This window comes from Herbaspirillum robiniae, from assembly GCF_002213415.1.
Classification (GTDB): domain Bacteria; phylum Pseudomonadota; class Gammaproteobacteria; order Burkholderiales; family Burkholderiaceae_D; genus Herbaspirillum; species Herbaspirillum robiniae.
The window spans coordinates 35,688-48,234 of sequence record NZ_NJGU01000007.1 but is presented as its reverse complement, the minus strand read 5'-3'; the positions used below and the strand labels follow the sequence as shown (position 1 = coordinate 48,234).

General features: G+C 66.5%; 10 protein-coding genes. 1 reads left to right on the top strand and 9 read right to left on the bottom strand.

The genetic code is table 11. From position 1 onward, the window contains the following. Positions 1-13 precede the first annotated feature (13 nt). Positions 14-688, bottom strand: coding sequence for a Crp/Fnr family transcriptional regulator (locus CEJ42_RS13895; protein WP_088751479.1), 675 nt, complete (start codon positions 686-688; stop codon positions 14-16). Between the two features lie 179 nt (positions 689-867). On the opposite strand from CEJ42_RS13895, the gene CEJ42_RS13890 reads away from it, so the two are divergent. Continuing rightward, positions 868-2,508, top strand: coding sequence for an acyl-CoA synthetase (locus CEJ42_RS13890; RefSeq protein WP_088751478.1), 1,641 nt, complete (start codon positions 868-870; stop codon positions 2,506-2,508). 24 nt (positions 2,509-2,532) lie between these two features. On the opposite strand, the gene CEJ42_RS13885 is transcribed toward CEJ42_RS13890, so the two are convergent. The 8 genes from CEJ42_RS13885 to CEJ42_RS13850 form a co-directional block, all read right to left on the bottom strand. After that, the gene (locus tag CEJ42_RS13885; protein WP_088751477.1) at positions 2,533-3,120 is read right to left on the bottom strand and encodes a putative pterin-binding protein; all 588 of its coding nucleotides are present in this window, start codon (positions 3,118-3,120) and stop codon (positions 2,533-2,535) included. Positions 3,121-3,167: 47 nt separating this feature from the next. Next, on the bottom strand, positions 3,168-4,403 hold the full coding sequence (locus tag CEJ42_RS13880) for a branched-chain amino acid ABC transporter substrate-binding protein (RefSeq protein ID WP_088751656.1): 1,236 nt from the start codon (positions 4,401-4,403) through the stop codon (positions 3,168-3,170). A 219-nt stretch (positions 4,404-4,622) separates the two neighbouring features. Then, positions 4,623-5,537, bottom strand: coding sequence for a ketopantoate/pantoate/pantothenate transporter PanS (panS, locus tag CEJ42_RS13875; protein ID WP_079217536.1), 915 nt, complete (start codon positions 5,535-5,537; stop codon positions 4,623-4,625). A 218-nt stretch (positions 5,538-5,755) separates the two neighbouring features. Further along, positions 5,756-6,040, bottom strand: coding sequence for a hypothetical protein (locus CEJ42_RS13870; RefSeq protein ID WP_088751476.1), 285 nt, complete (start codon positions 6,038-6,040; stop codon positions 5,756-5,758). Positions 6,041-8,062: 2,022 nt separating this feature from the next. Beyond that, positions 8,063-9,730, bottom strand: a complete 1,668-nt coding sequence (ettA, locus tag CEJ42_RS13865) for an energy-dependent translational throttle protein EttA (RefSeq protein WP_088751475.1) — start codon at positions 9,728-9,730, stop codon at positions 8,063-8,065. A gap of 46 nt (positions 9,731-9,776) precedes the next feature. Continuing rightward, the gene (rarD, locus tag CEJ42_RS13860; protein WP_088751474.1) at positions 9,777-10,661 is read right to left on the bottom strand and encodes an EamA family transporter RarD; all 885 of its coding nucleotides are present in this window, start codon (positions 10,659-10,661) and stop codon (positions 9,777-9,779) included. A 163-nt stretch (positions 10,662-10,824) separates the two neighbouring features. Next, on the bottom strand, positions 10,825-11,340 hold the full coding sequence (locus tag CEJ42_RS13855; RefSeq protein ID WP_175354979.1) for an ureidoglycolate lyase: 516 nt from the start codon (positions 11,338-11,340) through the stop codon (positions 10,825-10,827). Continuing rightward, entirely contained in the window at positions 11,327-12,517 is a 1,191-nt protein-coding gene (locus CEJ42_RS13850) for an amidase (RefSeq protein WP_079217532.1), read from the bottom strand. Before CEJ42_RS13850 ends, CEJ42_RS13855 begins: the two co-directional genes overlap by 14 nt. Positions 12,518-12,547 lie beyond the last annotated feature (30 nt).

Here is a 12,547-nt window from a genome sequence, read left to right as displayed (position 1 = left end):
ACCATGCATGTTCTCACAACGAGGCCATGCCGAAGGCGCGCAGGCCGTCGAGGTCGACCACGCGGATGCTCTGGTAGGAAATCTCCACCAACCCCAGCTCGGCCAGCCGGCGCATGGCCTGGTTCACGCGCTGGCGCGACAGCCCGGTCAACAGGCCGATCTCCTCCTGCGACAGCTCCAGCACCTTGGACGTGCGCGGATAGAGCATGGGATGGAACAGCTGGGCGATGGCCTGGGCCACGCGGGCATCGACGTCGAGCAGGCGTTCGTTTTGCACGGTGGCGATGAACTGGCCCATGCGCTCGTTCAACTGGCGGATCACGAAGGCGTTGAAGGGCAGGCTCTCGGCCATCAGGCGATGGAAGGTATCGGCCGGCACCAGCAGGATCTGCGAGGCGCGCACCGCGATCACGTCGTAGCGGCGCGGCTCGCGCTTGATGACGCTGCCCTCGCCGCACCAGCCGCCTTCGGGCACGCCGGACAAGGTGCTGCTGCGTCCGTCCACGTTGTAGACGGCGAGCTTGATCAGGCCCTCATGCACGCCCACCCAGTACTCGGACAGCTCGCCGCGCCGCGCGATAAACGAGTCGGCAAAAAAGCGCGCCAGCTGCGTGGTGGCGGCCGCCAATTTGCGGTGCTCGGGAGACAGGGCGTTGAACCAGTCGTGCTGCTGTAGATGTTGCTCCATCGCTTGCGCCATTGCTCGGGGGACGGCGGCCATTGTCGCACGGCCGCCTTGTCGTCGTGATGACAAAGCGCAAGCCGCCATCGGTGCTACCCTAGGGAAAACACAAGCGCGGCCGAAAAAAGACCGCGCGTGGCACGCCCCTTTCCAGAAGATTCAAGACACGCAGCAAGGAGACAAGCATGGCAGACTTCGACACCGGCCTCGGCCGCAACGCCGCCAATTACGCGGCGCTCACGCCCCTCGACTTCATCGCGCGCGCCGCCGAGGTGTACGGCGCGCGCACCGCCATCGTACATGGCGGGTTGCGCCAGGACTGGGCCGACACCTACCGCCGCACGCGCCGCCTGGCCAGCGCCCTGCGCAAGCTGGGCATCGGCAAGAACGACACGGTGTCGGCCATGCTGCCCAACACGCCGGCGATGGTGGAAGCGCACTTCGGCGTGCCGATGGCGGGCGCGGTGCTCAACGCGCTCAACATCCGCCTGGATACGGAATCGATCGCCTTCATGCTGCGCCATGGCGAAGCCAAGGTGCTGCTGATCGACAGCGAATTCGCCGCGATGGCGCGCCAGCTGAAGGAGCAACTGCCGGCGCTGAAGATCGTCGAGGTCTACGACGAGCTGGGCCCGCCGCCGGTGGCCGGCGAGCGCTTCGGCGAACTCGAGTACGAAACCCTGCTGGCCGGCGGCGACGAGAATTTCGCCTGGCAACTGCCGGCCGACGAGTGGGACGCGATCGCGCTCAACTACACCTCCGGCACCACCGGCGACCCCAAGGGCGTGGTCTATCACCATCGCGGCGCGGCCATCAACGCCATCTCCAACATCCTCGAATGGGACATGCCCAAGCACCCGGTCTACCTGTGGACGCTGCCCATGTTCCACTGCAACGGCTGGTGCTTCCCGTGGACGGTGGCCGCGCGCGCGGGCGTGAACGTGTGCCTGCGCAAGTTCGAGCCCAAGCTGGTGTTCGACCTGATCCGCGAGCATGGCGTCAGCCACTATTGCGCCGCGCCCATCGTGCACGCGGCGCTGGCCAATGCGCCGGAGAACTGGCGCGAAGGCATCCGCGGCCCGGTGCGCGGCATGGTGGCGGGCGCGCCGCCGCCGGCGGCGGTGCTGGCGAAGATGGAGGCGATGGATTTCGAACTGGCGCACGTCTACGGCCTGACCGAAGTCTACGGCCCGGCGGCGGTGTGCGCCGAGCAGGACGATTGGGCGGCGAAGTCGGTGGATGAGCGCGCGGTGCTGAAGTCGCGCCAGGGCGTGCGCTATCACCTGCAGAGCGGCGTCACCGTGCTCTCGCCCGAGACCATGGCGCCGGTCAGGGCCGACGGCGAAGAGATCGGCGAGATCATGTTCCGCGGGAACATCTGCATGAAGGGCTACCTGAAGAACGACAAGGCCACGCAGGAAGCCTTCGCCGGCGGCTGGTTCCACACCGGCGACCTAGGTGTGATGAGCGCCGACGGCTACATCAAGATCAAGGACCGCAGCAAGGACATCATCATCTCCGGCGGCGAGAACATCTCCAGCGTCGAGGTGGAAGACGTGCTGTACCGCCATCCCTCGGTGCTGGCCGCCGCCGTGGTGGCGCAGCCGGACGAGAAATGGGGCGAGACGCCGTGCGCCTTCGTCGAGCTGAAGGAAGGCGCGCAGGTGCAGGCGCAGGACCTGATCGATTTCTGCCGCAGCCACCTGGCCGCCTTCAAGGCGCCCAAGGCGGTCTACTTCGGACCGCTGCCCAAGACCTCCACCGGCAAGATCCAGAAGTTCGAGCTGCGCAAGCGGATGAAGTCCAACAGCGCGATCGACGTCTGAACTCCCGGACCCGTCGCGCGCCGCTCAGGCCTTGCGCACGGCGATGTGATAAATGCCCCAGGGGCACAGGCCGAAGCGTTCGGATACCGGACGCGCGGCCATGTCGGGGAAGGCGTCCGCCTCGTACACCGCCCATAGCGGGCCCAGACCGCCCAGCGGCATGGGCTTGCCGTCGAGATGGGTGGCGACGATGAAGCGGTACTTCAGCGCGTCCTCGCGCGACACCATCACCGCGTAGCCGTCGATGGCGCGCAGCACATAGCCTTCCGCCTTCGGATCGGCGCCGGCGGCGCGCATGACGTCGGCCAGCAGCGGACCGCGCAATGCGTGGCGCTTGCCGTCGTATTCCAGCGTGGGACGGATCTCGACTGCCGGCAATGCCGCCAGGGCGGCGAAGTCGAACGCGTGGGCGCGCTCGAACTCCAGTTTCTGCTTGTGCATCATCTGGTCCAGCGCGTGGTCGATCGGACCGCGGTTGGGCCGGGCGATCTCACCGGTCACGGTCAGCAGCACCGGGCCGGGCGAAACCGCCCGGGGCGCGGCCGCTGCCGGCAGGGCCGCCGTTGCGGCCAGCGCGGATGCGGCGGCGCGCAGGAAATTGCGTTTTGTCATCTCCAGGTTCCTCTCAATGGCGTGGCCCGGGCGTCCTGCCCGCCGGCTCACCGCATTGTAGGGCTTCCCGGGTTCGGCGTTGCGGCCTGCCCCGCTTCCGGCCGCTTGCGCGCCGGCGGCGGCTCTTCATAGGTCTGCAGCGGCACCCAGCGCTGGTCCTGCGCCTCGTAGACGGTGAACACCGGGCTGCGCGGATTGCCGACGGCGTCGAAGGCCACCGGCCCGGTCAGCCCGCGAAAGCTGATCTGGTGCAGGGTATCGACCAGCCTGCGCGGATTGGCGCTGCCGTTGTGGCGCATCGCCGCCACCAGCACCTGCGCGGCGTCGTAGGCGAAGGGCGTGAGCCCGTAGAGATACAGGCCGAAGCGCTGGTTGTACTCTTCCTCGAAGCGACGCCAGCCGGCCATGCCCGTCACCGGCGCCCCGGATTCGATGGCGATCACCTCGTTGGCGGCGGAACGCGCGGCGATCAGGAAGGTGGCGCCGACCACCCCGGCCGAGGCCATCATCAGGCGCAGCCCCCCGCCCTCCTGCTGGATGATCTGCGCCAGCAGCACGGCCTGCGCGCTGTAGCCGCCGAAGAACAGCGCCTCCGCGCCCTGCTGCTTCATGCGCCTGACCATCTGGCGCAGATCGGTGGTGTAGCTGACGCGCTCGCGCGCGACCACCCGCGCGCCGGCCTGGCGCGCCTGCTCGAAGAAGCTGGCGGCTACCGCCGTGCCATATACCGACCCGTTGTCGATCACGCCGAAGCGGCGCACGTTCATCACGCGCACCGTGTAGTCGGCCAGGTTGGCGCTGGCGCGGTCGTCGTGCCCGATCATGCGGAAAAATGAGGAATAGCCCTGTTCGGACAGCGTGGCGGCGCTGGCCGCCGGCGTGATCATGGCCACGCCGGCGTCGGAATAGATCTTCGCCACGGCCTGGGCGGTGCCGGAATGGGAGGTGCCGATCACCGCCACCACGCCGGCCTGCAGCAACTGCCGCGCGACGGTGGCCGAGGTCTGCGGGTCGTTGCGGTCGTCCTGGCGCAGCAGGCGGAAGAACACGCGCTGCCCGCCGAGCTTGGGATTTTGCCGGTTGATCTCGCCCAGCGCCATTTCGGCGGCATTGGCCAGGCTCTTGCCGAAGGCCTCCGACACGCCGCTCAGCGCGCCGGAAAAGCCGATCAGGATCGTCTTGACCGGCTCTTCCGGCTCGGCCGCGGCGCCGGCCGGCGACAGCGGCAGGCCGGCGAGCATGAGGATGAGGAGTTTCTTGTGGAAGCAATAGATGCCGGGCATGCGGACCTCCGAGACCCGGCCCAGGCGACGCGCCGCCGCATCTGCGACGACGGGCATGCGGACCGGAAAACCGAGAAAGGTAGCCGTTCCCGCAAGGCGATAAATCGTCCTGGCAAAAGATTCGAAAAATATCGAATTCAAACGAAGAAATTATTTCCGCATAACAAAAAAGCGGAGCCGAAGCTCCGCTTTTTGCTTGCCTGCGCGGCGCGACGCAGATCAGTCGCGCGGCGGGCGACCGCGCCAGTAACCGGCCAGCAGCGAACCCGAGAGGTTGTGCCAGACCGAGAACAGCGCGCCCGGCAGGGCCGCCACCGGCGTGAAGTACAGCTTGCCCAGCGCGGCGGCCAGGCCGGAGTTCTGCATGCCGACCTCGATGGCCAGCGTGCGGCACACGGCCTCGTCGAAGCCCAGCAGGCGACCGCCCCAGTAACCGCCCAGCAAACCCAGGCCGTTGTGCAGGATCACGCCCACCAGCACCACCAGGCCGACCGAAGCGATGCTGGCCTGGCTGCCGGCCACGACCGCGGCGATGATCAGCAGGATGGCGACCATCGACACCAGCGACAGGTAGGGTTCGATGCGACGGATGAAGCCGCCGGCGAAGATGTTCAGGATCAGGCCGACCACGATGGGCACCACCACGATCTGCACGATGGACATCAGCATGGCGTGGGCGTCGAAGTGGATCGATGCGTCCACATACAGCTCGGTCAGCATCGGCGTGGCGAACACCGACACCAGCGCCGACAGCGTGGAGATGGTGACCGACAGCGCGACGTCGCCGCGCGAGAGGTAGATCATCACGTTGGAGGCGGTGCCGGAGGCGACCGAGCCCACCAGCACCATGCCGGCGGTCAGGTCGGGCGGCATGCGCAGCACCTTGGCGATGACCCAGGCGGCCAGCGGCATGACCAGGTAGTGCAGGATGATGCCGGCGGCGACCGGCGCGGGGCGCTTGATGATGCGCTTGAAATCGTCGACGGTCAGCGTCACGCCCATGGTCAGCATGATCAGGGTCAGCAGCTGGGTGACGTATTTGCCGATCGGCGTAAAGGTGGGCGGCGTGAAGTAGGCGGCGGCGGAAAGCAGCAGCGCCCACACGGGGAACAGGCGGGTGATGGTGGCGAGCATGGTGGAAACCGGATGAGTGAGTACTGCCCCGCGCTTTCACTGAAAGGCACGGGAGGCGCGTTTAGTTATAGGAATGATCGCGGGTTGCGCGGACAACAGACTCGTAGGCTCTGCATCGCACCTATGCGGCGGCGGCCTCTTCTCGTTATGGCGCCTTGTGGGCGCAAGGGCGTGATTCTACCCGCCGCGCGCGATTCCTGCCGGGGCCGGCGCGATCGTCAGCCGGCGGGGTCGCATTTGAAGGTCAGCAGCGCCTTGGGCGGCAGCACCACCGGCAAGCCGTCGGAGCGCTCGCTGCCGACCACGCGCATGCGCCGGCCGAGGTTCTTGCAATAGGCATCGGCCTGCTGCAATCCCTGGATCGCCACGCCGTCATTGCCGCGCCACCTCGAGCTGGCGGTCAGCATGTAGGTGTCGCGGTCCAGCTGCGTGACGCCGCTGGAAGATGCGCACGCCGACAACACCATCGCCGCCGCGGCCGTCGCCAGATATCGTCCCTTCATTGCCGTTCCCCGCCGAGTTCTTGTCTGCGCCGATGTTAGCCGGGGGCGGCTGTGGCGTCATGTGTCCCTACAACTCTTTACATTGTGGTGGGTGTGGCGGGGCTGGCTGACGTCGGTAGATGCGGCTTCGCACGGGCGAGCTTCAGGGAAGCGCGACGAACGACACTGGATCCCGGCCTTCGCCGGGATGACGGAGAAGACAAGATAGCGAGCCACAAAATCGATGCCGCAGGCGAGCAGCAAGCACCGCGAGGCCGAAGGCGAGCCGGACACAAGGCAAAGCCGCAGGCGAGCCGGATTCGAAGTCCGCTTCTGCCCAGCCGCTGAACCGCACGGAAAAATGGATCAGAAAGGAGGCCGGAGCGTAGCGACTTGCCTCCTTTCCCATTTTTCCGTGCGGTTCAGCGGGCACCCCGAAGGGGCTGGGCGGTAGCGGCCGCCTTTCTTTGCTTACTTTCTTTGGCGGAGCAAAGAAAGTGAGCGGCTGCCGGGCCGCCCCCGGCGCTCCGTTTCGACCGGAGAAAGATAGGCATGGAGCCAGTACATCTGCAGGCAGCAAGACCAGACTACCCCGACGAACAACCGCATATACACTGACTTCGATACGCCGCATACGCGGCTACTCAGTCCGAACGGAGTTCTCGGAGGCGCGACGAACGACGCTGGATCCCGGCCTTCGCCGGGATGACGGATTACATGGGATAGCGAGCCTGCACATCGATGCCGCAGGCGAGACGAATTGAAAAAGGTCGCGAACCACAGACCCGATGCCGCAGGCGAGCAGCAAGCACCGCGAGGCCGCAGGCGAGCCGGATCGGAAGTCCGCTTCTGCCCAGCCGCTGAACCGCACGGAAAAATGGATCAGAAAGGAGGCCGGAGCGTAGCGACTTGCCTCCTTTCCCATTTTTCCGCGCGGTTCAGCGGGGACCCCGAAGGGGCTGGGCGGTAGCGGCCGCCTTTCTTTGCTTACTTTCTTTGGCGGAGCAAAGAAAGTGAGCGGCTGCCGGGCCGCCCCCGGCGCTCCCCTGCGACCGGAGAAAGATAGGCATAGAGCCAGTACACCGGCATCCAGCAAGACCAGACTACCCGAGCGTCAAACAACCGCATGCACGCTGACTTCGATACGCCGCGATGCGGCTACTCAGTCCGAACGGAGTTCTCGGAGGCGCGACGAACGACGCTGGATCCCGGCCTTCGCCGGGATGACGGATTACATGGGATAGCGAGCCTGTACATCGATGCCGCAGGCGAGACGAATTGAAAAAGGTCGCGAACCACAGACCCGATGCCGCAGGCGAGCAGCAAGCACCGCGAGGCCGAAGGCGAGCCGGATTGGAAGTCCGCTTCTGCCCAGCCGCTGAACCGTGCGGAAAAATGGATCAGAAAGGAGGCCGGAGCGTAGCGACTTGCCTCCTTTCCCATTTTTCCGCGCGGTTCAGCGGGGACCCCGAAGGGGCTGGGCGGTAGCGGCCGCCTTCTTTTGCTTACTTTTCTTGGCGGAGCAAGAAAAGTGAGCGGCTGCCGGGCCGCCCCCGGCGCTCCCCTGCGACCGGAGAAAGATAAGCATAGAGCCAGTACATCTGCATGCAGCAAGACCAGACTACCCGAGCGTCAAACAACCGTATGCACGCTGACTTCGATACGCCGCGATGCGGCTACTCAGTCCGAACGGAGTTCTCGGAGGCACGACGAACGACGCTGGATCCCGGCCTTCGCCGGGATGACGGATTGCATTGGATAGTGAGCCACTGCGCCTTGCACTTTGCACTTTGCGCTTTGCGCTTTGAGCCTTGAGCCTTGAGCTTTGAGCCACAGAGCCACTAAGCCACGACCCCGATGCCGCAAACAAACCTCAATCCCCCCAAAGACAAAGGCAAGAAAAATCAAAAGAGAGGGCAAAGAAAAAACCAGGCACCCACAAACCAGACAACATCAAACCGACAGCCCCCCCCACAACCCGCCCCCAAAAAAGAAAAACGCCGCTGAACCCTCCAGCGGCGTTTCCCCAGCAAGCAAAGAAGATCAGCGCGTAATCGGCTTATAACGAATCCGCTTCGGCTTGGCAGCCTCCTCACCCAGGCGCTTCTTCTTGTCAGCCTCATACTCCTGATAGTTGCCGTCAAAGAAAGTCACCTGCGAATCGCCCTCGAACGCGATGATGTGCGTCGCGATACGGTCCAGGAACCAGCGATCGTGGGAGATCACCAGCACGGTGCCGGCGAACTCCAGCAGCGCGTCTTCCAGCGCGCGCAGGGTTTCCACGTCCAGGTCGTTGGACGGTTCGTCCAGCAGCAGCACGTTGCCGCCCTGCAGCAGCGTCTTGGCCAGGTGCAGGCGGCCGCGTTCGCCGCCCGACAGGTTGCCGACGATCTTCTGCTGGTCGCCGCCCTTGAAGTTGAAGCGGCCCAGGTAGGCGCGCGACGGCATCTCGAAACGACCCACGGTCAGGATGTCGGCGCCGCCGGACACATCTTCGAACACGGTCTTCTTGTTGCCCAGGTCTTCGCGCGACTGATCCACCAGCGACACCTTGACGGTGGGGCCCAGCACCAGTTCGCCGGCGTCCGGCGTCTCGCGGCCGGCCAGCATGCGGAACAGGGTCGACTTACCGGCGCCGTTGGGACCGATGATGCCGACGATGGCGCCGGCGGGGATCTTGAAGTTCAGGTTGTCGATCAAGAGGCGATCGCCATAGCCCTTGGAGACGCCCTTGAACTCGATCACTTCATTGCCCAGGCGCTCGGCCACGGGAATGAAGATTTCCTGGGTCTCGTTGCGCTTCTGGTATTCGTATTCGGACAGTTCGTTGAAGCGGGCCAGACGCGCCTTGCTCTTGGCCTGGCGGCCCTTGGGGTTCTGGCGCACCCACTCCAGTTCCTTGGCGATGGTCTTCTGGCGCGCCGATTCGCTGGCCTCTTCCTGCTTCAGGCGGGCTTCCTTCTGCTCCAGCCAGGACGAGTAGTTGCCCTTCCAGGGAATGCCGTGGCCGCGGTCCAGTTCCAGGATCCACTCGGCGGCGTTGTCGAGGAAGTAGCGATCGTGGGTGATGGCCACCACGGTGCCGGGGAAGCGCTGCAGGAACTGCTCCAGCCAGTCCACCGATTCGGCGTCCAGGTGGTTGGTCGGCTCGTCCAGCAGCAGCATGTCGGGCTTGGACAGCAGCAGCTTGCACAGCGCCACGCGACGCTTCTCGCCGCCCGACAGCACGCCGATGACGGCATCCCACGGCGGCAGGCGCAGCGCGTCGGCGGCCATTTCCAGCTGCTGGTTCAGGCTGTTGCCGTCGGCGGCGGCGATGATCGCCTCCAGGCGCGCCTGCTCGGTGGCCAGCGCGTCGAAGTCGGCGTCTTCCTCGGCATAGGCGGCATACACCGCGTCCAGCTTGGCCTGGGCTTCGAACACTTCACCCAGCGCGCTTTCCACTTCCTGGCGCACGGTCTTCTCGGCGTCCAGCTGCGGCTCCTGCGGCAGGTAGCCGATGTTCAGGTTGGGCATCGGGATCGCTTCGCCTTCGATTTCCTTGTCGATGCCGGCCATGATCTTGAGCAGGGTCGACTTGCCCGAGCCGTTCAGGCCGAGCACGCCGATCTTGGCGCCGGGGAAGAAGGACAGGGAGATGTCCTTCAGGATCTGCCGCTTCGGCGGCACGATCTTGCCGACGCGGTTCATAGTGAATACGTATTGAGCCATGTTGTGTAGGGATGCCAGTAAGGGGAAAACGGTTGCCTGCGGTCGCTCAGGTGCTGCCGGCCGTGCTTTCGGCACGCGCGCGCCAGAAACGCCACAAGCCTTCGGCGGAGTATACCGCGAGCGCCAGCCAGATCACGCAAAAGCCGATGGCGCGGTTGCCGGTGAACGGCTCGTCGTACAGCAACACGCCGGTCAGCAGCTGGATGGTGGGCGAAATGTATTGCATCAAACCCAACATCGACAGCGGAATGCGGCGCGCGCCCTGGGCGAACAGCAGCAGCGGCACCGCCGTGATCGGCCCGGCCAGGGCCAGCAGCACCTGCACGCCGGCCGGGGCGCCGGTGAAACTGTTGCTGCCGCGCCAGCTGTCGACGCCCAGCACCAGCAGCACCAGCGGCAGCATCAGCAGGGTTTCCATCGACAGGCCCTCCAGCGCGCCCAGGTGGGCGATCTTGCGCAGCAGGCCATACAAGGCGAAGGTGGTGGCGATCACCAGCGAGATCCACGGCAGGCTGCCGTTGGCCACCGTCAGCCACAGCACCGCGCCCAGGGCCATGGACACCGCCAGCCACTGCAGCGGCCGCATGCGCTCCTTGAGGATCAGGTAGCCCATGAACACGCTCATCAGCGGGCTCATGAAGTAGCCCAGGCTGGTGTCGACGATGCGCCCGTCGTTGACCGCCCACACGTACAGCGTCCAGTTGCCCGAGAGCAGCAGCGCCGACAACAGGAAGCTCAGCACTACCAGCGGCCGGCGCAGCGCCTGCCCCAGCCATGCCCACTGGCGCCGCCACAGCAGCACCCCGGCCAGGAACACGAAGGACCAGAACAGCCGGTGGACGACGATATCGAAGGAGGGAATTTCCCTGAGCAACTTGAAGTACAGCGGAAACAGCCCCCACAGGACGGAGGCGGATACGGCGTAAAGCATGGCGGCGACAATGGATTCGGTGGGCGGCTGCCTGTGTTTTGCGGGCCGGCAGCGCAACTTGCGCAAGGACGTGCGGCCCAGGTTGTATGACAGCCCGGCGGAAGCGACATTATTGCAGGATTCCCCGCGGCCGGCTTGCGCCGCCTCAAGCGCGCCGCGCGGATTACTCCGGCAGGCGCACCGCGACGCGCGCGCGCAGCGCCACCACTTCGCAGTCCTCGTCGCGCGCGGCGCGCTCTATCACCAGGATGTCGGCGGCGCCGATGGTGATCAGCGGGTGGTGCCAGACCCCGCGCCTGAGCGTGACGCCCTGGCCCGGCTCGACGATGAAGGCGACGATCGCGGCCTCGTCGGGCGCGGCCCCGGCGCCGGCCAGCACCGCCAGGCAGCGCCCGGCGCCCAGCGGCACGAAGCTCTGGCTGCCCAGCAGGTGACGCTCGAAGGCGCGCAGCGGATAGGGCGCGCGGTGCGTGTGTTGGTCGGTGCGAAAGATCGCCACGCAGGCGCGCCCGTCGCCCTGCTCCACATCCAGGTGGGCGACGCCGTCGAAGCGGCGCGTGGTGCCGAAGTTGATGGCGCGCTCGTTTGCGCCCGGGGCGATCAGATCGCCGTAGGGCGCGAAAGCCTCGCGCGTGAGCGCTTGCGCCAGGACGATGCGCGCGGCCTCAGGCGCACTCATGCATCAGCCTCGCGGCGAAGCGGATCAGCGAACGGTCGCTGCCGGCCGGCGCGATCACCGAGAAGCCGAACGGCGCCTCGTCCAGGCGCATCAGCGGCAGGGAGATCTGCGGGAAGCCCGACAGGCCGGCCAGGCACAGCATGCGGATGGCCTGGTTGCGGTAGTTTTCCAGCGACTGCTCGGAATCGGTCAGCAGCGGCGCGATGTCGGGCACGGTGGGCATCAGCAGCACGCCATCGCGGCCGAGCAGGCGCGCGAAGTCCTCGCGGAAGGCGGCGCGCACCGCCGAGTGCTGCTGCATCTGCTGCGGCGTGATGGTGGCCGACCAGGCGAAACGCTCGGCCACGCCCGGGCCGAGCTGGAAGTCATGACGGCGGATGTTCTCGCCGTGGGTCTGCCACGCTTCATAACCCTGGATATGGCGGAAAGCCCAGTACAGCGCGTCGAAGGACGGGCTGGCGGTCTTCACCGGCAGCGGCGTGCCGATGGCGCCGGCCAGGCGGTCCAGCGTCTCCGAGAACACGCCCTGCACGCGCGGCTCCAGCAGCGCCAGCACGTCGGCCGCCACCAGGACGCGCGGCGTCTCGGGCAGCGGCGCGCTGTCGGCGCCCAGCAGCACGTCGCCCACGCGCGAGAAGGCGTCCATGTCGCGCGCGAACCAGCCGCAGGTGTCAAAGCCGGGCGCCAGGTCCATCACGCCGGCCAGCGATACGCGCGCGTGCGTGGGACGCAGGCCGATCAGGCCGCAGTGGCTGGCCGGGGCGCGCACCGAACCGCCGGTGTCGGTGCCCAGCGCGATATCGGCCAGGCCGTTGGACACCGCCGAGGCCGAACCGGAACTGGAGCCTCCGGGGATGCGGTCGGGCGCGCCGCCGTTGCGCGGCGTGCCGAAGTGGGCGTTCTTGCCGTTCATCGAGAAGGCCAGCTCGTCGGTGCAGACCTTGCCGGCAAAGCGCGCGCCGGCCTGCGCCAGCGCCTGCACCGCCGCCGCCGACTGCGTCTTCACGCCCGACAGCGCCAGCATGTGCGGATTGCCGCAGCCGGTCGGATAGCCGGCGACGTCGAAGATGTCTTTCACCGCCAGGCGCAATCCGGCCAGCGGGCCGCTGCCGGAAGAGGCCACCGGAACGAAGGGATAGGGAACGAAACAGCGGGCGGAAGATGCGTCGGCGGTCATGCGGATTCCTTATGCGGATGGTCGGTGGAA